Consider the following 17418-nt stretch of genomic DNA (forward strand, 5'->3'; position numbering starts at 1 on the left):
TCGTCGCCACAAGGTGCCGCCTTCTACGATTGATTCGTTGCACCGGACCACCCACCGCCGGCGCCACGACGTCCCACCGGATCCGACCCCGAGGTGACCATGACCGTTCTCGACCCGCACCGCTCCGCGACCCCGACCGGTCCACGCCCGGCCGTGCCGCTGGCCGCTCCTCGCCCCGCTGCTCGCCGGAGCGCGCGCACCCGGAGCTACGCGATGTGCCGCCCCACGGAGTTCCGGGTCACGTACGCGATCAACCCGTGGATGGATCCGACCCGCCCCGTCGACGGCGCCCGCGCCCTCGCGCAGTGGGAGTCGCTCGTCGCGGCCTACCGGGCTCTCGGCCACGCCGTCGACGTCGTCGAGCCCCTCCCCGGTCAGCCCGACATGGTCTTCGCGGCCAACGGCGCCCTGGTCGTCGGCGACGTCGCGTACGGGTCGAGCTTCCGCTTCCCCGAGCGGGCGGCCGAGGCCGACGCGTTCGCCGCCTGGCTCCGCAGCCTCCACGTCGAGGTCGTGCCGGCGACCCACCCCGCCGAGGGCGAGGGCGACTTCCTGGTGCTCGGTCACGTCGTGCTGGCGGGCACCGGCTTCCGCACCAGCCTGGCGGCCCACGTCGAGGCCGCGACGGTCATCGACCGGCCCTTCGTGACCCTCGAGCTGGTGGACCCGTCGTTCTACCACCTCGACGTCGCGCTCGGCGTCCTCGACGACGGCCGGGGCGAGGCCCCCGCCGACATCGCGTACTACCCGGGAGCGTTCAGCCTCCACAGCCGGCGGACGCTGCGCGAGCTCTTCCCCGACGCGCTGCTCGTGACCCGCGACGAGGCCCTGGCATTCGGCCTCAACCTCGTCAGCGACGGGCTCAACGTCGTGCTGCCGCAGGAGGCACGCACGCTCGCCGACCGGCTCCACCAGCGTGGGTACCGCCCGATGCCGGTCGAGCTGGACGAGTTCCTGAAGTCCGGCGGCAGCGTGAAGTGCTGCACGATGGAGCTCCACGCCTGACCTGCGGCGACGGCCCGATCGCGTCTGAGCGAGAGGTCACGGCGCCGATCCCGTGCGTCGCGACCTGCTAGTGGGCCCGAACCGTTCTAGTCTTCGGGCATGAGCACGACTGCACCGCCACCTGCCGCGTCCGCGCCCGCCACCGAGGTCGAGACCCCGGAGACCCCGACCCGACGTTTCGGAGTCGCGCGCGCCCTGGGACTGGCCGTCGCCGCGTTCCTCGGTGGCTACCTGGCCCACCTGGCGCTGGCCGAGACCATCGACGTCTTCCGCGACCGGCTCTTCAGCCAGTACAACTCGCTCGGGTCCGCCGACGAGCGCTTCCGCCTGCTGAGCCTGCTGGCCGAGGGATTCGGCGCCCTGGCCGGAGTGGTCGCCGTCATCGGGCTCGCCGCGCGACGATGGGCCGTGGGCGTCCTCGTCCTGACGCTGGTCTCGGCCCTGTGCCACGTCGGCTTCGCCGCCCAGGTCATCGACACCAACTTCCGCCCGGTCTTCCTCGAGCCCGGCCGCAACTGGGGTGCCTCGTACGGTCTGCCGTTCACGGTCGCCGTGCTGGCCCTGCAGCTCCTGGTCGTCCTGCTGTGCCTCGTCCGTGGTCCGCGGCCCGAGCCCGTCGTGGTCGCCGCACCGCCGGTCGCGGCCGAGCCCCCGCCGCCGGCCGTCGATCGCGACGACGACCGCATGGGCGAGGACCGCATGCACACGCCCGACGACCAGCCGCGGCACGCGAGCCCGGTCGCCGTCGCCGATCACGACGAGGCCGATGACGACGTCGAGCCCGACGACGACGTGTACCTCGTGATCCACGGCCGCGAGTACGGCCCGTACCCGGCCGACCGGGTGCGCGGATTCATGGTCGAGGGGCGCATCCACCCGGGCACGCTCGTGCGCATCGGCGACGAGACCAAGCCCGCCTCCGAGGTCCCCGCCATCTTCGGAGGCTGAGCCGGCGCGCTCCCGGGATCGGGAGCGCCGTCAGGCGGGGAGGGTCAGCACGACGGGTCCGTCGGCCGTGATGGCGACGGTGTGCTCCCAGTGCGCGGCGCGGCTTCCGTCGACCGTCACGGCGGTCCAGTCGTCCTCGAGGATCTGGGTGTAGGGCGAGCCCAGCGAGACCATGGGCTCGATCGCGATAACCAGGCCGGGCTTGAGGCGCATCCCGCTGCCCGCTCGACCGATGTTCGGCACGTCGGGGTCCTGGTGCATCTCGGTGCCGATGCCGTGCCCCGTGAAGCCCTCCACGATGCCGTAGTCGCCGGCGGCTGCGATGGACGTGGCTATGGCGTGACCGACGTCGCCGAGCCGGGCTCCCGGCTGCGCGGCCTCGACACCGGCCCAGAGGGCGGCCTCCGTGACGCGCGACAGCTCGGCGGCCGCCGGGCTCACCTCGCCGACCGCCACGGTGATCGCGGCGTCGCCGTGCCAGCCCTCGACGATCGCACCGGCGTCGACCGACACCAGGTCGCCCGCCGCGAGGACGCGCTCGCCCGGGATGCCGTGCACGACCTCGTCGTTGACCGAGGTGCAGATGACCGCAGGGAAGCCGTGGTACCCGAGGAAGTTCGAGGTGGCGCCATGGCGGTCGATGACCCCCCGCGCCACGGCGTCGAGGTCGAGCGTCGTGACACCCGGGGCGACGGCCTCCCGCACGGTCGCCAGCACGTCGGCGACGACGATCCCCGCGCGTCGCATGACGGCGATCTGCTCAGCCGACTTGTACTCGACGCTCCGGCCGAACATCCCGCGAGCCGAGGTCAGTGAAGATCGAGGGCAGCGTTGATGCGGGCCTCGACCTCGTCGATCGAACCGACCCCGTCGACCTCGCGCAGCAGACCGCGGTCGCGGTACACCGGCAGCAACGGGGCGGTCTCGGCGATGTAGACCTCCTGCCGCTCGCGGATGACCTCTTCGGTGTCGTCGGCGCGGCCGCTCGTCTCGGCGCGCTTCAGCAGTCGGCCGATGAGCTCCTCGTGGTCGACCGTGAGCACCAGGACCGCGTCGAGCGGTGCCCCGAGCTCGGCCAGGATCTCGTCGAGCGTCTCGACCTGGTCGGGCGTGCGGGGGTAGCCGTCGAGCACGAAGCCGTCACGGGCGTCGTCCTGCGCCAGCCGGTCCTTGACCATCGCGTTGGTGACCTCGTCCGGCACGTACTTGCCGGCGTCCATGTAGGACTGCGCGAGCTGACCCAGCTCGGTGCCCTCGGACACGTTCGCGCGGAAGATGTCGCCGGTCGAGACGTGCGCGCCACCGGTGCGCTTCGCCAGACCCGTCGCCTGGGTGCCCTTGCCCGCACCCGGCGGGCCCATGATCAGCATTCTCATGAACGGAGGAATCCTTCGTAGTTGCGCTGCTGCAGCTGAGCCTCGATCTGCTTGACCGTGTCGAGTCCGACGCCGACGATGATGAGGATCGTCGTGCCGCCGAACGGGAAGTTCTGGCTCGCGTTGAGCAACGCGATCGCGAACATGGGGATCAGCGCGATGAGACCGAGGTACAGCGCACCCGGAGCGGTGATGCGGCTCAGGACGTACTGGAGGTAGTCCTGCGTCGGACGGCCGGCCCGGATCCCGGGGATGAAGCCGCCGTACTTCTTCATGTTGTCGGCGACCTCCTCGGGGTTGAAGGTGATCGCGACGTAGAAGTACGTGAAGAACACGATCAGCGTGAAGAACGTGATCATGTAGTACGGGTGGTCGCCGCGCACGAAGTGGTCGTTGACCCACGTCGCCCAGCTGGAGCCCTCGTTGAACTGCGCGAGCAGGGCCGGCAGGTACATCAGGCTCGAGGCGAAGATGACCGGGATGATGCCGGCCTGGTTGACCTTGAGCGGGATGTAGGTCGAGGAGCCACCGAACATCCGGCGGCCGACCATGCGCTTGGCGTACTGCACCGGGATGCGGCGCTGCGCCTGCTCGATGAAGATGACGCCGGCCACCACGATCAGACCGACGAGGATCACGAGGGAGAAGGTGACCCAGCCCTCGCGCTCCGACGCGGCCTGCGCCTTGATCTGCCACAGCGCGCCGGGGAAGGTCGCGATGACCTGCGTGAAGATCAGGATCGACATGCCGTTGCCGACGCCACGGTCGGTGATGAGCTCGCCGAACCACATGATGATGGCGGTGCCCGCGACCATCACCAGGACGATCAGCAGGAACGCCGGGATGCTGTCGGGGTGGTACAGCAGGTCCTGCGTGCACGCGCCGCCGAAGAGACGTCCGCTGCGCGCCAGGGCCACGATGCCGGTCGCCTGCAGCACGGCGAGGCCGAGCGTCAGGTACCGGGTGTACTGGGTGATCTTCGCCTGGCCGGCCTGGCCCTCCTTCTTGAGGGACTCCAGCCGCGGGATCACGACGACGAGCAGCTGCAGGATGATGCTCGCGGTGATGTAGGGCATGATGCCCAGCGCGAACACGGTCAGCTGCAGCAGCGCGCCGCCGGAGAAGACGTTGATGAGCGCGAACAGGTTGCCGTTCTCGCTGCCGGACGCGGTCGCCACGTCGATGCACTGCTGCACGTTGGCGACGTCGATACCGGGAGCCGGGGTCATGGACCCCAGCCGGAAGAGCACGACGATGCCCAGGACGAAGAGCAACTTGCGTCGCAGGTCAGGCGTGCGGAACGCATTGACGAAGGCGCTGAGCACTTCCGTCCTCCTCAGATTGGGCAGCCGGGCAACCCGGCGACTCTAACAGTCGATCGTCCCCGCCTCGCAGTTGCGTCGGGGTTGCGCCATCGGGACGCGAGTGCGACCTCGGCCGCCCTGCACATGCACGATGGCGAGGCCCTCCGCTGGAGTGCCTCGCCATCGTGGCAGGTGCCGACCGGGTCGGACGGGTCAGCGCTCGCTGACGCTGCCGCCGGCCGCCTCGATCTTGGTCTTCGCGCTGGCCGAGAACTTGTCGGCGGTGACCTGGACGGCCACGCCGATCTCGCCGCCGCCGAGCACCTTGACCCGAAGGCCCTTGCGCACGGCGCCCTTCGAGACGAGCGCGTCGACGTCGACGGAGCCGCCCTCGGGGAACAGGGCCTCGAGGCGGTCCAGGTTCACGACCTGGTACTCCTCGCGGAAGGGGTTCTTGAAGCCCTTCAGCTTGGGCAGGCGCATGTGGAGCGGGATCTGACCGCCCTCGAAGCCCGCGGGAACCTGGTACCGGGCCTTGGTGCCCTTGGTGCCTCGGCCCGCGGTCTTGCCCTTGGAGCCCTCACCGCGACCCACGCGGGTCTTGGCAGTCTTGGCGCCCGGTGCCGGGCGCAGGTGATGCAGCTTGAGCGTCATGTCAATCAATCTCCTCGAACGTCACGAGGTGCGGGATGGTCTCGACCATGCCGCGGATCTCGGGACGATCTTCCTTGACGACCGTGTGGCCGATGCGCTTCAGGCCCAGCGAACGCAGCGTGTGGGCCTGGTTGTCAGGCCGACCGATGGCCGACTTGATCTGGGTGACCTTGAGGTTCGCCATCACACACCTGCCTCTGCGGTCTCGGGCGTGGCGGCCGGGGCCTCCTTGCCGGCGCGCAGGAGCGCCGCCGGGGCGACGTCCTCGACGCGCAGACCACGACGAGCAGCAACCTGCTCGGGCGACTCCAGCATGCGGAGCGCCTCGACCGTGGCGTGGACGATGTTGATGGCGTTCGACGAGCCGAGCGACTTGCTCAGGACGTCGTGGATGCCGGCCGCCTCGAGCACGGCGCGCACCGGACCACCGGCGATGACGCCGGTACCGGGCGATGCCGGACGCAGGAAGACCACGCCGGCCGCCTTCTCACCCTGCACGGGGTGCGGGATGGTGCCCTGGATGCGCGGGACGCGGAAGAAGTTCTTCTTCGCCTCCTCGACACCCTTGGAGATCGCCGTGGGGACCTCCTTGGCCTTGCCGTAGCCGACGCCGACCTGACCCTCGCCGTCACCGACGATCACCAGGGCGGTGAAGCTGAAGCGTCGACCACCCTTGACGACCTTGGCGACACGGTTGATCGTGACGACCTTCTCGATGTAGTTGGACTTCTCGCCGCGATCGCCTCGCTGGCCGCGACGATCTCCGCCGCCTCGACGCTGGCTCATGCCACGCTCCCGATGGTGTTGGTGTGAATGTGGGTCATCAGAACTCCAGTCCGCCCTCGCGGGCGCCGTCGGCCAGGGCCGCGACGCGACCGGCGTACTTGTTGCCCGCACGGTCGAAGACGACCGTCTCGACGCCGGCAGCCTTGGCGCGGTCGGCCACGAGCTCGCCGACCTTCTTGGCCTTGGCGGTCTTGTCGCCGTCGAGCGAGCGCAGGTCGGCCTCCATGGTGGAGGCCGAGGCCAGCGTGTGCCCCTCCAGGTCGTTGACGACCTGGGCGACGATGTGCTTGCTCGAGCGGGTGATCACCAGGCGCGGACGATCGGCCGAACCGGCGATCTTCTTGCGCCCACGGATCTGACGGCGCGCACGCGACGCGGCGCGGGTCGACAGGCTCTTGCGGTGCTTGATCGAGATGGCCATCACTTACCAGCCTTTCCGGCCTTGCGCAGGACGCGCTCGCCGGCGTAGCGCACGCCCTTGCCCTTGTAGGGCTCGGGCTTGCGGATCTTGCGGATGTTGGCAGCGACCTCACCGACGGCCTGCTTGTCGATGCCGATGACGCTGAACGCGGTCGGCTTCTCGACGGCGAAGGTGATGCCTTCGGGGGCCTTGACGATGACGGGGTGGCTGAAGCCGAGCGCGAACTCGAGCTCGGTCGGGCCCTTGGAGATGACGCGGTAACCGACGCCGACGATCTCGAGCTTCTTCTCATAGCCCTCGGTGACACCGATGACCATGTTGTTGACGAGGGTGCGACTCAGGCCGTGAAGGGCCTTGCTGCGGCTCTCGTCGTTCGGACGCTCGATCGACAGCGTGCCGTCGTCGGACTTGGAGATCGTGATCGGCTCGGCGACGGTGTGCGTCAGCTCGCCCTTGGGGCCCTTGACGCGGACGTCCTGGCCGTCGATGGACACATCGACGCCGTTCGGGACGGCGACGGGAATCTTGCCAATGCGGGACATGGTTCTCCTCCCCTCACCAGACGTAGGCGAGGACTTCCCCACCCACGCCCTTGCTGTTGGCCTGACGGTCGGTCAGCAGACCCTGGCTCGTGGAGATGATCGCCACGCCGAGGCCACCGAGGACCTTGGGCAGGTTGCTGCTCTTGGCGTACACGCGCAGACCGGGCTTGCTGATGCGGCGGATGCCGGCGATCGAGCGCTCGCGGTGCGGGCCGTACTTCAGCGTGATGGTCAGCGTGCGGCCGACCTCGCCCTCGGCGGGCTCGGACACGACGAAGTCGGTGATGTAGCCCTCCTGCTTCAGCAGGGCGACGACGCCCTCCTTCAGCTTGCTGTAGGGCGCCGACACGGAGTCGTGGTACGCCTGGTTGCCGTTGCGGATCCGCGTGAGCAGATCCGCGATCGGGTCAGTCATCGTCATGAGTGGTGTTTCCGTTTCTCGCTGCGGTTTCCGTCTCGTCCTCACCGAGGTGAGTGGGAGGGGACCTCTCAGCGTGTAGGGGGTTCTTCTGGGATTACCAGGAGCTCTTGGTGACGCCCGGCAGCTCGCCGCGGTGTGCCATCTCGCGAAGGCAGATGCGGCAGAGGCCGAACTTCTTGTAGACCGACTGCGAGCGGCCGCAGCGCTGGCAGCGCGTGTAGCCACGCACCGCGAACTTGGGCTTGCGGGCGGCCTTGACCTTGAGACCAGTCTTCGCCATGTCAGTTCTCCTTGTACGGGAAGCCGAGCAGCTTGAGCAGCGCGCGACCCTCGTCGTCGTTCGTGGCGGTCGTGACGACCGTGATGTCCATGCCGCGCGAGCGGTCGATCTTGTCCTGGTCGATCTCGTGGAACATGACCTGCTCGGTCAGACCGAAGGTGTAGTTGCCACGGCCGTCGAACTGCTTGGGCGAGAGGCCGCGGAAGTCACGGATGCGGGGCAGCGCGAGCGTCAGCAGACGGTCGAGGAACTCCCACATGCGGTCGCCGCGCAGCGTGACGTGCGCGCCGATCGGCATGCCCTCACGCAGCTTGAACTGCGCGATGGACTTGCGGGCCTTCGTGACCTGCGGCTTCTGACCCGTGATGGCGGTGAGGTCGCGCACGGCGCCCTCGATCAGCTTGCCGTCACGAGCCGCCTCGCCGACGCCCATGTTGACCACGATCTTGGTCAGGCCGGGCACCTGCATGACGTTCTGGTACTCGAACTGCTCGCGCAGTGCGGGGAGGATCTCCTCGCGGTACTTCAGCTTGAGACGGGGAGCGCTGGTAGCGGTGTCGGTAGCCATGCTCAGATCTCCTTTCCGGTCTTGCGCGCGATGCGGACGCTGCGCTGGGCCGCGTACGTCGAGCCGTCGGGCCGGGTCTTGGTGACGTCGTCCCGGCGGTAGCCGATGCGCGTCGTGGTCTTGCCGTCGTCGCCGTCGACGACGAGGGCCACGTTCGAGATGTGGATCGGGGCCTCGACGGTGATGATGCCGCCGGTCTCGGCGCCACCGGTCTGAGCAGCACGCGTGTGCTTCTTGACGCGGTTGACACCCTCGACGATCACCCGATCGGCGTCGGTCAGGACCTCGATGACCTTGCCGGTCACGCCCTTGTCGGCGCCGGCGAGGACCTTGACCTGGTCACCCTTCTTGATGCCAGCCATCACAGCACCTCCGGTGCGAGCGAGATGATGCGCATGAACTTCTTGTCACGAAGCTCACGCCCGACGGGACCGAAGATGCGCGTGCCGCGCGGGTCGCCGTCGGCCTTGAGGATCACGGCCGCGTTCTCGTCGAACTTGATGTAGGAACCGTCGGGACGACGGCGCTCCTTCACCGTGCGCACGACGACGGCCTTGACGACGTCGCCCTTCTTGACGTTGCCGCCGGGGATCGCGTCCTTGACGGTGGCGACGATCGTGTCGCCGATGCCGGCATAGCGCCGGCCCGAGCCACCGAGGACACGGATGCAGAGGATCTCCTTCGCACCGGTGTTGTCGGCGACCTTGAGCCTGGACTCCTGCTGGATCATGTCGTCACTTCGCCTTCTCGAGGACCTCGACGAGACGCCAGCGCTTGGTGGCCGACAGCGGGCGGGTCTCCATGACCCGCACACGGTCGCCGATCCCGGCGGTGTTGACCTCGTCGTGGGCCTTCAGCTTGATGTTGCGGCGCAGCACCTTGCCGTAGAGGGGGTGCTTGAAGCGCTCCTCGACGCTCACGACGATGGTCTTGTCCATCTTGTCGCTCACGACGAGGCCCTCGCGCACCTTGCGAGCGCTGCGCTCGCTGGTCTCCTGGGTCACGGTCTTGTCGTCCTTCGTGCTCATGCGTCCACCTCGGTGTTGTCGTCGGCGGACTCGGTGATGCCGAGCTCACGCTCGCGCAGCACGGTGTAGATGCGGGCGATGTCCTTGCGGACGGTGCGCAGCCGCGCGGTGTTGTCGAGCTGGCCGGTCGCGTTCTGGAAGCGCAGGTTGAACAGCTCCTCCTTGGCGTCGCGCAGCTTCTCACCGAGGTCGTCGGCGTCGAGCAGACGCAGCTCAACAGCAGTCGTGTTCGCCATCAGATTCCTCCCTCGGTCTCACGGCTGATGAAGCGAGCCTTCATCGGCAGCTTGTGGATCGCGCGACGCATGGCCTCGCGGGCCGTGGTCTCGTCGACGCCCGAGAGCTCGAACATGACGCGACCCGGCTTGACGTTGGCGACCCACCACTCCGGCGAGCCCTTGCCGGAACCCATGCGGGTCTCGGCGGGCTTCTTGGTGAGGGGGCGGTCCGGGTAGATGTTGATCCAGACCTTGCCGCCACGCTTGATGTGGCGCGTCATGGCGATACGAGCGGACTCGATCTGGCGGTTGGTCACGTAGTGACCCTCGACCGCCTGGATGCCGTACTCGCCGAAGGCGAGCGTCGTGCCGCCCTTGGCCATGCCACGGCGCTTCGGGTGGTGCTGCTTGCGGTACTTGACCCGTCGGGGCATCAACATCAGGACTCGCCTCCCTCGGCGGTCGGAGCGGCGGCAGCCGCGACCGGCTCGGCGGCCTTGGGGGCCTCGGCCGACGCGGGAGCCTCGGTGGGCGCACCCTCACGGGCGGGACGCTCGGGGCGACGTCCGCCACCCCGACCGGCGCGACGAGCGCCCGGAGCGGCAGCACGCTTGGCCGCCTCGGCCTCGCGCTCGGCGCGGGTACCCGCGACCTCGCCCTTGTAGATCCAGACCTTCACGCCGATGCGGCCGAAGGTGGTCTTGGCCTCGTAGAAGCCGTAGTCGACGTCGGCACGGAGCGTGTGCAGGGGCACGCGGCCCTCGCGGTAGAACTCCGAGCGGCTCATCTCGGCGCCGCCGAGACGACCCGAGCACTGGATCCGGATGCCCTTGGCACCCGAGCGCATCGTGGTCTGCATCGCCTTGCGCATCGCGCGACGGAACTGCACGCGGCCGCTCAGCTGCTCGGCCACGCCCTGCGCGACGAGCTGCGCGTCCATCTCGGGCTGCTTGACCTCGAGGATGTTGAGCTGCACCTGCTTGCCGGTGAGCTTCTCGAGGTCGCCGCGGATGCGGTCGGCCTCGGCGCCACGGCGGCCGATGACGATGCCCGGACGCGCGGTGTGGATGTCGACACGGACGCGGTCACGCGTGCGCTCGATCTCCACGCGGCTGATGCCGGCGCGGTCCATGCCCTTGGTCAGCATGCGACGGATCTTGACGTCCTCGCCCACGTAGCTGCTGTACAGCTTGTCGGCGTACCAGCGGCTCTTGTGATCGGTCGAGATGCCGAGTCGGAACCCGTGCGGGTTGATCTTCTGTCCCATTAGCGGGTCCCTCCCTTCGTGGTGTCGACCGGCGTCACGACGACGGTCAGGTGGCTCGTGCGCTTGAGGATGCGGTTGGCCGCACCCTTGGCGCGGGGGCGCCAACGCTTCATCGTGGGGCCCTCGTCGACCGTCACGACACTGATGACCAGGTCGGCGGCGTCGAGGCCCTCGGTGGTCTCGGCGTTCGCGACGGCGGACTCCAAGAGCTTCGAGAAGTTCTCGGCGACGGCCTGCGGGGCGAACGCGAGCGTGTTGCGGGCGTCCTCGACCGAGGCGCCGCGGATCAGGTCGCCGATGCGGCGGGCCTTCTGCGCGGTGACGCGGACGTGACGCGCGACGGCGAACGCACCGGGCTGGTCGCCCAGCAGGCGCTCGCGGCGGGCGCTGACGTTCTCACGGGTGGCGGCACTCATCGACGCTTCGCCTTTCGGTCGTCCTTCTCGTGGCCACGGAAGGTGCGGGTGGGAGCGAACTCACCCAGCTTGTGGCCGACCATGGAGTCGGTGATGAACACAGGGACGTGCTTGCGTCCGTCGTGCACGGCGACCGTGTGTCCGATGAAGGACGGCAGGATCATCGAGCGGCGCGACCACGTCTTGATGACGGTGTGCGTACCGGCCTCGTTCTGAGCGTCCACCTTCTTCTCGAGGTGGCCGTCGACGAACGGGCCCTTCTTCAGGCTGCGGGGCATTGTTCAGGTCCTCTCAGCGGCCGGACTTGCGGCGGCGGACGATCATCTGGTCACTGGCCTTGCGCTTGCGCGTACGGCCCTCGGGCTTGCCCCACGGGCTGACCGGGTGACGGCCTCCGGAGGTCTTGCCCTCGCCACCACCGTGCGGGTGGTCGATCGGGTTCATGGCGACACCGCGGACGGTCGGGCGCTTGCCCTTCCAACGGTTGCGGCCGGCCTTGCCCCAGTTGATGTTGGACTGCTCGGCGTTGCCGACCTCGCCCAACGTCGCGCGGCAGCGGACGTCGACGTAGCGCATCTCGCCGGAGGGCAGACGCAGCTGTGCGCGCGAGCCCTCCTTGGCGACGAGCTGGACGCGGACGCCGGCGGAGCGACCCATCTTGGCGCCGCCACCGGGGCGGAGCTCGACGGAGTGCACGACGGAGCCGACGGGGATGTTGCGGAGCGGCAGGTTGTTGCCGGTCTTGATGTCGGCACCGACACCGGACTCGACCGTCTGGCCCTGACGCAGGCCCTCGGGCGCGATGATGTAGCGCTTCTCGCCGTCGGCGTAGTGCAGCAGCGCGATGCGAGCGGTGCGGTTCGGGTCGTACTCGATGTGAGCGACCTTGGCCGGCACGCCGTCCTTGTCGTAACGCTTGAAGTCGATGATGCGGTAGGCACGCTTGTGTCCACCGCCCTGGTGACGAGTCGTGATGCGTCCCTGGTTGTTGCGGCCGCCCTTCTTGGGCAGCGGCTCGACCAGCGACTTCTCAGGAGTCGTGCGAGTGATCTCGGCGAAGTCGGCCACGGACGAGCCGCGACGGCCCGGGGTGGTCGGCTTGTACTTACGGATTGCCATGTCTGCTCAGTCCTCAGCTCGGGCTCGAGAAGATGTCGATGCTCTGACCGGCAGCGACGCTGACGATCGCCCGCTTGGTGTCCTTGCGCTTGCCGACACCGTTGCGGGTGCGGCGCGTCTTGCCCTTGCGGTTGAGCGTGTTCACCGCGGTGACCTTGACGTCGAAGATGCGCTCGACGGCGATCTTGATCTCCGTCTTGTTGGCGTCAGGGTGCACCACGAAGGTGTACTTGTTGTCGTCGATGAGGTTGTACGACTTCTCACTGACGACCGGGGACAGCACGACGTCGCGCGGGTCCTTGTCGATGGTGGTCATGGTCACTCACCAGCCTTCGTGAATCCCGCGGCCTGGGCGGACTCCTCGGAGTCGAACCACACCTCGGCGATGGTCGAGTCGTACCACTGGCCCTCGGGCAGGTGGTACTTCTGGGAATCGGCGTTGCCCTTGATGTCGAAGCCCTTGGGAGCGTTGCCGCTCTTGAGGGGGGCCTTCGAACCCGGGCCGTACGGCTGCGTCTTGGTGACGCCGTCGTCGCTCGCCTCGACGGCCGCGGCCGGAGCGGCCTTGGCCGTGGCCTTCTTCGCGGGCGCCTTCTTCGCAGCCGGCGCAGCCGTCGCGGCGGGCGCCTCGACAGCGGCCTCGCTCAGCTTGACCGTCTCGACACCCTCGGCCGAACGGGCGGCCACGAACGCGTCGAAGGCGTCCTTGGTGAAGATCACGTCGTCGCTCTTGATGACGTCGTAGGTGTTGAGCTGGTCGAACGTCAGGATCACGAGACCCGAGTGGTTGCGCAGGCTCTTGACCGTCAGGTGGTCCTCGCGGTCGACGACCAGCAGGACGCGGGGACGCGTCGAGATGGCGGCGAGAGCGGCGACAGCCGTCTTGGTCGAGGGGGCGTCACCCGTGACGAGCGCGTCCACGACGTGCAGGCGACCCGAGCGGGCCCGGTCCGAGAGGGCACCGCGCAGGGCGGCGGCCTTCATCTTCTTGGGCGTGCGCTGGTCGTAGCTGCGCGGCGTGGGGCCGTGCACGACGCCACCACCGGCGTACTGGGGTGCGCGGATCGAGCCCTGACGAGCCCGGCCGGTGCCCTTCTGGCGGTACGGCTTGCGGCCACCGCCGGCGACCTCGCCGCGCGACTTGGTGTCGTGGGTGCCCTGGCGCGCCGCGGCGAGCTGGGCGACGACGACCTGGTGGATCAACGGGATGTTGACCTGGGCGCCGAAGATGTCGACCGGCAGGTCGACGTCGATGGTCTTGGTGTCAGCCATGGTCAGGCTCCCTTGGCGGCGGAGCGGATGACGACGAGCTGGCCCTTGGGACCGGGGACCGCACCCTTGATCAGGATGAGGCCCTTCTCGACGTCGACCGCGTGGACGGTCAGGTTCTGGGTGGTCACCGTGTCGGTGCCCATGTGCCCCGCCATGCGCAGGCCCTTGAACACGCGGCCGGGCGTGGCGCAGCCGCCGATCGAACCCGGCTTGCGGTGGTTGCGGTGGGCGCCGTGGGAGGCACCGACGCCGGCGAAGCCGTGACGCTTCATGACGCCGGCGAAGCCCTTGCCCTTGCTGGTGCCGGTCACGTCGACCGCGTCGCCCGCGGCGAAGATCTCCGGGGAGATCTCCTGGCCGAGGGTGTAGTCGGCGACCAGCTCGGTGCGGATCTCGACGACGTGACGGCGCGGCGTGACGCCGGCCTTCGCGAAGTGACCAGCCTTGGGCTTGGTGACCTTGCGGCCGTCGATCTCGCCGAAGCCGAGCTGGACGGCGCTGTAGCCGTCGGTCTCACGCGTGCGGATCTGGGTGACCACGTTGGTGTCGGCGGCGATGACCGTGACCGGGACGACGCGACCCGCGTCGTTCCAGACCTGGGTCATGCCGAGCTTGCGGCCGAGGAGGCCTCGCGCGGTGGCGGTGGAAGAGGTGCTCATCACTGGCCTCTCAGAGCTTGATCTCGATGTCGACACCCGCGGGGAGGTCGAGGCGCATGAGCGAGTCGACCGTCTTCGGGGTGGGATCGAGGATGTCGATGAGCCGCTTGTGGGTGCGCATCTCGAAGTGCTCGCGGCTGTCCTTATACTTGTGCGGCGAACGGATCACGCAGAACACGTTCTTCTCCGTGGGGAGCGGGACCGGTCCGGCCACCTTCGCGCCCGTGCTCGTGACCGTGTCCACGATCTTGCGTGCCGAGGAGTCAATGACCTCGTGATCGTAGGCCTTGAGCCGGATACGGATCTTCTGTCCCGCCATGCTCGCGTTGTCCTTTGCGTCGTCGTACATGTCACGATCTGCTCCACCTCGGAGCAGCTCGGCCGCTCCGGTCCCACGCTCCCCGAGGTCGGGCGTGTCGCGAGCACAGCGCGCGGACAAGCACAGATCTCAAGTTGGGTGGTTGGGTTCGAGGTGCTGCCTGGGACCATGACGGCCACCGAGCTTGTCTCGAGCCGGGTCGGACCTCAGGTTCGGCGCCCTCGTGAATCCCGGCGTGAGTTCCGGACGAGCGCGCCCCAGCAGTCCGGCCGGAGCAACCGCACTAGTCTGACAGAGGACGGGCGGGAAAGACAAATCCGTGGCACCGCGCGATCGGTGTGGCCTCCCCCACGGCCCACCGCCGCGTGCCTCTCGCCTGCTCCCCTGCGTGGGATGATGGGCCCGACCTTCCCCACGCCCTCCAGGAGATCGCATGCCCGCGTCCCCCCTGCGCCGTCTCGTCGGACGCATCCTCTGGGTGCTCCGCCCCCGTCTCGGGAGCGGATTCGCCCGGCGCCGCGCCGTGAAGGTGGCCGCGCGCCGTCAGACGCAGGCGTTCTGGCTCGACGACGCGACGGCCCAGATGCAGCACCTGCTCGGTCCGGTCGGCCGGGGCGACGAGGTGGAGGCCCAGGCCCGCGAGTACATCGCGTTCGCGGCGCTGCAGGGTGAGCTGCGCTGGAGCCCGCGCGCCGTGACGCGTCAGCGGGTCGAGGGTGCCGAGCACCTGACCGCGGCGCACGCGACCGGACGAGGCGCGCTGGTGACCTTCGCGCACCACGGCCACTTCGACGGCCTCGTGACCTCGGTCGCCGAGGCCGCCGGCGTCCCCGCGGTCGTCGCCGCCGCGCCCAGCGTGGTCGACTCCCCCAGCCCCCGCATGATGCAGCACAGCCGGGTCGTGGGCTACGGCCGGAAGATCGCGGTGTTCGCCGCCACCGAGGGCACCGCCGGCATGACGCGTCGCATGGCCGACGGCCAGGTCGTCTTCGTCGCGTGCGACGTGCCGGGCTCGAGCGTCGTGCAGTTCGGCGGACGCCCGGTGAAGTCGTCCTCGGGAGCCATCCGCGCCGCCCAGACCGCGGGTGTGCCCCTGCTGGTGGTCACGAGCGAGCGCGACCCCGACGGCGTCCCCTTCCTCCGGGTGTCCGAGGCCCGCGACACCACGGCAGCTCCGGTGCAGGAGATCCTGCAGTCGGTCGTGTCGACGCTCGAGCCCAGCGTGTACGCCTGGCCGTTCGCGACGTTCCTGCCGCTGTCGTGCTGGAGCCCGGCGTCCGCGGACGCCGACGCGCCGGCGTCCTGACCCGGCAGGAGCCGCCGGTCAGGACGGCACGTGGCCGCCGGCCTGGCGGTCCCGTGCGTAGGCGATGAAGGCGTCGATGTCCTCGCTCGCGATGTAGGGCGCGGCGGCCCGGATCTCGTCGTCCGGCCAGTCCCACCACCGGATGTCGAGCAGCTCGGCGATGTGCTCCTCGCTGTGGCGGTACTTGATGACCCGCGCCGGGTTGCCGCCGACGATCGCGTAGGGCGGGACGTCCTTGGTGACGACCGCGCCGGTCGCGATGATGGCGCCGTCACCGATCGTCAGTCCGCTGCGGATCCAGCAGCCGTAGCCGGTCCAGACGTCCGAGCCCACCACGATGTCGCCGAGCACCATCGGCACGCCGTCCTGCCCCGCGCCCTCCATGCCCCACAGGATCCGGAGCGGGTAGGTCGTGAGGTGGTACGGGTTGTGCTGCCCGCCCAGGAGGTAGTTGCCGCCGAGGGAGCTGTAGGCGCCCACGATGAGACGGGACTCGTCGTGGATGAACGTGTGGATCGTGGGGATGCCGTAGGAGTGCTGCCCGAGAACGACCCGACCGGATCGCACCAGCCTCCGCATCGTCATCTCGTCGCGGCCGAAGGGGAAGTCCCGCAGCAGCAGCAGGGCTCGTCGCAACCAGTTGCGCACCATCACTCCGATCCAGACCCACCGGGCCTCGTCACGTTCTTTCGGACTCGGCGACGCTGCGCGAGCCGGGGCGATCCCAGTATGTCGCACCGTGACGTTCGGCCTGGGGCAACAAGGTCAAAAGTCCTCCGCGGCGCGCTGGGTCCTTCTACGATCGGTCCATGCGTCTCGTGCTCGCCTACGCCCTGCTCCTGATGCCCGGTCGCGTGCGACGCGCGTTCGCCCGTCGGGTGCTGGGATGGGACATCCACCCCACCGCGCACCTGGGCCGCAGCAAGTTCATCGACGTCGGCCACGTGAGCATGGGGCCCGGGGCCGTGATCGGTCCTCGCAACACCTTCCGCGGCCTCGACGAGGTCGTCCTGGGCAGCCACGCCGTCATCGCGGAGGCGAACAAGATCTCCGGCGTCCGCTCGGGCTCGGCCATGTTCCCCCACCTGACGGATCGCCGGCCGTCGCTCGTCCTGGGCGACCACGCCGAGATGATGCTCGACCACACGATCGACTGCTGCGACCTCGTCGAGCTCGAGCACCACGCACTCCTGGCCGGCTTCCAGACCGTGATCCTGACCCACAGCATCAGCATCGTCGAGGACACCTGGATCTCACGGCCGGTGCGCGTCGGACACCACTCGATCGTGATGAGCGGGTGCACCCTGCTCAACGGCGTCGTGGTCGCGCCGCAGAGCGCGGTGTCCGCCGGCTCGGTGATCAGCCGCGACCTGACCGAGCCCCTCGGGCTGTACCACGGCAATCCTGCGGTCAAGGTGCGTGACCTGCCCGCCGACGCGAAGCTGCTGTCCCGCGAGGGCCGCTTCGCCTCCGGCGAGGGTGGCGCCCCGATCGTCGCCTAGCCCGTCG

The 17418-nt window shown here is 69.0% G+C and carries 29 protein-coding genes; 4 read left to right on the top strand and 25 right to left on the bottom strand.

All coding sequences use genetic code 11. The features are described from left to right. Nucleotides 1-99: 99 nt before the first annotated feature. Complete coding sequence (gene ddaH, locus LO931_RS03650) at nt 100-1005, top strand: dimethylargininase (protein ID WP_229051861.1); 906 nt, start codon at nt 100-102, stop codon at nt 1003-1005. A gap of 99 nt (nt 1006-1104) precedes the next feature. Next, a complete protein-coding gene (locus LO931_RS03655; protein WP_229051862.1) occupies nt 1105-1953 on the top strand; it encodes a DUF4339 domain-containing protein in 849 nt (282 codons plus the stop codon). A gap of 30 nt (nt 1954-1983) precedes the next feature. Here LO931_RS03655 and map read toward each other — a convergent pair whose 3' ends face one another. The 24 genes from map to rpsJ all read right to left on the bottom strand — a co-directional run bounded on the left by map (nt 1984) and on the right by rpsJ (nt 14603). Continuing rightward, a complete protein-coding gene (gene map, locus LO931_RS03660) occupies nt 1984-2748 on the bottom strand; it encodes a type I methionyl aminopeptidase (protein WP_229051863.1) in 765 nt (254 codons plus the stop codon). Nucleotides 2749-2762: 14 nt separating this feature from the next. Further along, nucleotides 2763-3329: an adenylate kinase gene (locus LO931_RS03665; protein ID WP_229051864.1), complete on the bottom strand. Its 567-nt coding sequence runs from the start codon at nt 3327-3329 to the stop codon at nt 2763-2765. Beyond that, nucleotides 3326-4654, bottom strand: coding sequence for a preprotein translocase subunit SecY (secY, locus tag LO931_RS03670; protein ID WP_229051865.1), 1329 nt, complete (start codon nt 4652-4654; stop codon nt 3326-3328). Before secY ends, LO931_RS03665 begins: the two co-directional genes overlap by 4 nt. 192 nt (nt 4655-4846) lie before the next feature. Next, a complete protein-coding gene (rplO, locus tag LO931_RS03675) occupies nt 4847-5287 on the bottom strand; it encodes a 50S ribosomal protein L15 (protein WP_229051866.1) in 441 nt (146 codons plus the stop codon). A 1-nt stretch (nt 5288) separates the two neighbouring features. Next, nucleotides 5289-5471 carry a 50S ribosomal protein L30 gene (gene rpmD / locus LO931_RS03680; protein ID WP_229051867.1) on the bottom strand — a complete coding sequence of 61 codons (183 nt, stop codon included), beginning with the start codon at nt 5469-5471 and terminating at the stop codon, nt 5289-5291. After that, complete coding sequence (rpsE, locus tag LO931_RS03685; protein ID WP_229051868.1) at nt 5471-6073, bottom strand: 30S ribosomal protein S5; 603 nt, start codon at nt 6071-6073, stop codon at nt 5471-5473. The genes rpmD and rpsE overlap by 1 nt, the downstream gene beginning before the upstream one ends. Nucleotides 6074-6110: 37 nt before the next feature. Continuing rightward, nucleotides 6111-6494 carry a 50S ribosomal protein L18 gene (gene rplR / locus LO931_RS03690; RefSeq protein WP_229051869.1) on the bottom strand — a complete coding sequence of 128 codons (384 nt, stop codon included), beginning with the start codon at nt 6492-6494 and terminating at the stop codon, nt 6111-6113. Further along, nucleotides 6494-7036, bottom strand: coding sequence for a 50S ribosomal protein L6 (gene rplF / locus LO931_RS03695; protein ID WP_229051870.1), 543 nt, complete (start codon nt 7034-7036; stop codon nt 6494-6496). The genes rplR and rplF overlap by 1 nt, the downstream gene beginning before the upstream one ends. A 13-nt stretch (nt 7037-7049) precedes the next feature. Then, the gene (rpsH, locus tag LO931_RS03700) at nt 7050-7457 is read right to left on the bottom strand and encodes a 30S ribosomal protein S8 (protein ID WP_229051871.1); all 408 of its coding nucleotides are present in this window, start codon (nt 7455-7457) and stop codon (nt 7050-7052) included. Nucleotides 7458-7551: 94 nt separating this feature from the next. Further along, a complete protein-coding gene (locus tag LO931_RS03705) occupies nt 7552-7737 on the bottom strand; it encodes a type Z 30S ribosomal protein S14 (protein ID WP_229051872.1) in 186 nt (61 codons plus the stop codon). Between the two features lies 1 nt (nt 7738). Further along, nucleotides 7739-8305 (bottom strand): 50S ribosomal protein L5, encoded by a 567-nt coding sequence (rplE, locus tag LO931_RS03710; RefSeq protein WP_229051873.1) that lies wholly within the window; start codon nt 8303-8305, stop codon nt 7739-7741. A gap of 2 nt (nt 8306-8307) precedes the next feature. Then, a complete protein-coding gene (rplX, locus tag LO931_RS03715; RefSeq protein ID WP_229051874.1) occupies nt 8308-8667 on the bottom strand; it encodes a 50S ribosomal protein L24 in 360 nt (119 codons plus the stop codon). Next, nucleotides 8667-9035, bottom strand: a complete 369-nt coding sequence (gene rplN, locus LO931_RS03720) for a 50S ribosomal protein L14 (protein WP_056209423.1) — start codon at nt 9033-9035, stop codon at nt 8667-8669. Before rplN ends, rplX begins: the two co-directional genes overlap by 1 nt. Before the next feature lie 4 nt (nt 9036-9039). Next, nucleotides 9040-9333, bottom strand: coding sequence for a 30S ribosomal protein S17 (gene rpsQ / locus LO931_RS03725; RefSeq protein WP_229051875.1), 294 nt, complete (start codon nt 9331-9333; stop codon nt 9040-9042). After that, nucleotides 9330-9572 (bottom strand): 50S ribosomal protein L29, encoded by a 243-nt coding sequence (gene rpmC / locus LO931_RS03730; protein ID WP_229053067.1) that lies wholly within the window; start codon nt 9570-9572, stop codon nt 9330-9332. The genes rpsQ and rpmC overlap by 4 nt, the downstream gene beginning before the upstream one ends. Then, nucleotides 9569-9991: a 50S ribosomal protein L16 gene (gene rplP / locus LO931_RS03735; RefSeq protein WP_229051876.1), complete on the bottom strand. Its 423-nt coding sequence runs from the start codon at nt 9989-9991 to the stop codon at nt 9569-9571. The genes rpmC and rplP overlap by 4 nt, the downstream gene beginning before the upstream one ends. Next, a complete protein-coding gene (rpsC, locus tag LO931_RS03740; RefSeq protein WP_229051877.1) occupies nt 9991-10818 on the bottom strand; it encodes a 30S ribosomal protein S3 in 828 nt (275 codons plus the stop codon). Before rpsC ends, rplP begins: the two co-directional genes overlap by 1 nt. Continuing rightward, nucleotides 10818-11234 (bottom strand): 50S ribosomal protein L22, encoded by a 417-nt coding sequence (rplV, locus tag LO931_RS03745; RefSeq protein WP_229051878.1) that lies wholly within the window; start codon nt 11232-11234, stop codon nt 10818-10820. Before rplV ends, rpsC begins: the two co-directional genes overlap by 1 nt. Next, nucleotides 11231-11512, bottom strand: coding sequence for a 30S ribosomal protein S19 (rpsS, locus tag LO931_RS03750; RefSeq protein WP_229051879.1), 282 nt, complete (start codon nt 11510-11512; stop codon nt 11231-11233). The genes rplV and rpsS overlap by 4 nt, the downstream gene beginning before the upstream one ends. Before the next feature lie 13 nt (nt 11513-11525). Then, on the bottom strand, nt 11526-12353 hold the full coding sequence (gene rplB / locus LO931_RS03755) for a 50S ribosomal protein L2 (RefSeq protein WP_229051880.1): 828 nt from the start codon (nt 12351-12353) through the stop codon (nt 11526-11528). A 13-nt stretch (nt 12354-12366) separates the two neighbouring features. Continuing rightward, nucleotides 12367-12669, bottom strand: coding sequence for a 50S ribosomal protein L23 (gene rplW / locus LO931_RS03760; protein ID WP_229051881.1), 303 nt, complete (start codon nt 12667-12669; stop codon nt 12367-12369). Between the two features lie 2 nt (nt 12670-12671). Next, on the bottom strand, nt 12672-13625 hold the full coding sequence (rplD, locus tag LO931_RS03765) for a 50S ribosomal protein L4 (RefSeq protein WP_229051882.1): 954 nt from the start codon (nt 13623-13625) through the stop codon (nt 12672-12674). 2 nt (nt 13626-13627) lie between these two features. Next, nucleotides 13628-14284: a 50S ribosomal protein L3 gene (gene rplC / locus LO931_RS03770; RefSeq protein WP_229051883.1), complete on the bottom strand. Its 657-nt coding sequence runs from the start codon at nt 14282-14284 to the stop codon at nt 13628-13630. A 10-nt stretch (nt 14285-14294) separates the two neighbouring features. After that, a complete protein-coding gene (rpsJ, locus tag LO931_RS03775; RefSeq protein WP_229053069.1) occupies nt 14295-14603 on the bottom strand; it encodes a 30S ribosomal protein S10 in 309 nt (102 codons plus the stop codon). A 433-nt stretch (nt 14604-15036) separates the two neighbouring features. On the opposite strand from rpsJ, the gene LO931_RS03780 reads away from it, so the two are divergent. After that, nucleotides 15037-15909: a hypothetical protein gene (locus tag LO931_RS03780; RefSeq protein WP_229051884.1), complete on the top strand. Its 873-nt coding sequence runs from the start codon at nt 15037-15039 to the stop codon at nt 15907-15909. Between the two features lie 18 nt (nt 15910-15927). On the opposite strand, the gene LO931_RS17570 is transcribed toward LO931_RS03780, so the two are convergent. Then, complete coding sequence (locus LO931_RS17570; protein WP_304523491.1) at nt 15928-16560, bottom strand: CatB-related O-acetyltransferase; 633 nt, start codon at nt 16558-16560, stop codon at nt 15928-15930. A 158-nt stretch (nt 16561-16718) separates the two neighbouring features. Between LO931_RS17570 and LO931_RS03790 the strand changes: the two genes are divergently transcribed. Then, complete coding sequence (locus LO931_RS03790; RefSeq protein ID WP_229051885.1) at nt 16719-17411, top strand: hypothetical protein; 693 nt, start codon at nt 16719-16721, stop codon at nt 17409-17411. Nucleotides 17412-17418: the final 7 nt, after the last annotated feature.

It is taken from the genome of Aeromicrobium sp. Leaf350, from assembly GCF_916858655.1.
Classification (GTDB): Bacteria; Actinomycetota; Actinomycetes; order Propionibacteriales; family Nocardioidaceae; genus Aeromicrobium.

Bases quoted from the DNA above. Each gene is read 5' to 3' on its own strand.
- ddaH (WP_229051861.1), top strand. From the start codon at position 100: ATGACCGTTCTCGACCCGCACCGCTCCGCGACCCCGACCGGTCCACGC.
- LO931_RS03655 (WP_229051862.1), top strand. From the start codon at position 1,105: ATGAGCACGACTGCACCGCCACCTGCCGCGTCCGCGCCCGCCACCGAG.
- map (WP_229051863.1), bottom strand. From the start codon at position 2,748: ATGTTCGGCCGGAGCGTCGAGTACAAGTCGGCTGAGCAGATCGCCGTC.
- LO931_RS03665 (WP_229051864.1), bottom strand. From the start codon at position 3,329: ATGAGAATGCTGATCATGGGCCCGCCGGGTGCGGGCAAGGGCACCCAG.
- rplO (WP_229051866.1), bottom strand. From the start codon at position 5,287: ATGACGCTCAAGCTGCATCACCTGCGCCCGGCACCGGGCGCCAAGACT.
- rpmD (WP_229051867.1), bottom strand. From the start codon at position 5,471: ATGGCGAACCTCAAGGTCACCCAGATCAAGTCGGCCATCGGTCGGCCT.
- rpsE (WP_229051868.1), bottom strand. From the start codon at position 6,073: ATGAGCCAGCGTCGAGGCGGCGGAGATCGTCGCGGCCAGCGAGGCGAT.
- rplR (WP_229051869.1), bottom strand. From the start codon at position 6,494: ATGGCCATCTCGATCAAGCACCGCAAGAGCCTGTCGACCCGCGCCGCG.
- rplF (WP_229051870.1), bottom strand. From the start codon at position 7,036: ATGTCCCGCATTGGCAAGATTCCCGTCGCCGTCCCGAACGGCGTCGAT.
- rpsH (WP_229051871.1), bottom strand. From the start codon at position 7,457: ATGACGATGACTGACCCGATCGCGGATCTGCTCACGCGGATCCGCAAC.
- LO931_RS03705 (WP_229051872.1), bottom strand. From the start codon at position 7,737: ATGGCGAAGACTGGTCTCAAGGTCAAGGCCGCCCGCAAGCCCAAGTTC.
- rplE (WP_229051873.1), bottom strand. From the start codon at position 8,305: ATGGCTACCGACACCGCTACCAGCGCTCCCCGTCTCAAGCTGAAGTAC.
- rplX (WP_229051874.1), bottom strand. From the start codon at position 8,667: ATGGCTGGCATCAAGAAGGGTGACCAGGTCAAGGTCCTCGCCGGCGCC.
- rplN (WP_056209423.1), bottom strand. From the start codon at position 9,035: ATGATCCAGCAGGAGTCCAGGCTCAAGGTCGCCGACAACACCGGTGCG.
- rpsQ (WP_229051875.1), bottom strand. From the start codon at position 9,333: ATGAGCACGAAGGACGACAAGACCGTGACCCAGGAGACCAGCGAGCGC.
- rplP (WP_229051876.1), bottom strand. From the start codon at position 9,991: ATGTTGATGCCCCGACGGGTCAAGTACCGCAAGCAGCACCACCCGAAG.
- rpsC (WP_229051877.1), bottom strand. From the start codon at position 10,818: ATGGGACAGAAGATCAACCCGCACGGGTTCCGACTCGGCATCTCGACC.
- rplV (WP_229051878.1), bottom strand. From the start codon at position 11,234: ATGAGTGCCGCCACCCGTGAGAACGTCAGCGCCCGCCGCGAGCGCCTG.
- rpsS (WP_229051879.1), bottom strand. From the start codon at position 11,512: ATGCCCCGCAGCCTGAAGAAGGGCCCGTTCGTCGACGGCCACCTCGAG.
- rplB (WP_229051880.1), bottom strand. From the start codon at position 12,353: ATGGCAATCCGTAAGTACAAGCCGACCACCCCGGGCCGTCGCGGCTCG.
- rplW (WP_229051881.1), bottom strand. From the start codon at position 12,669: ATGACCACCATCGACAAGGACCCGCGCGACGTCGTGCTGTCCCCGGTC.
- rplD (WP_229051882.1), bottom strand. From the start codon at position 13,625: ATGGCTGACACCAAGACCATCGACGTCGACCTGCCGGTCGACATCTTC.
- rplC (WP_229051883.1), bottom strand. From the start codon at position 14,284: ATGAGCACCTCTTCCACCGCCACCGCGCGAGGCCTCCTCGGCCGCAAG.
- rpsJ (WP_229053069.1), bottom strand. From the start codon at position 14,603: ATGGCGGGACAGAAGATCCGTATCCGGCTCAAGGCCTACGATCACGAG.
- LO931_RS03780 (WP_229051884.1), top strand. From the start codon at position 15,037: ATGCCCGCGTCCCCCCTGCGCCGTCTCGTCGGACGCATCCTCTGGGTG.
- LO931_RS17570 (WP_304523491.1), bottom strand. From the start codon at position 16,560: ATGGTGCGCAACTGGTTGCGACGAGCCCTGCTGCTGCTGCGGGACTTC.
- LO931_RS03790 (WP_229051885.1), top strand. From the start codon at position 16,719: ATGCGTCTCGTGCTCGCCTACGCCCTGCTCCTGATGCCCGGTCGCGTG.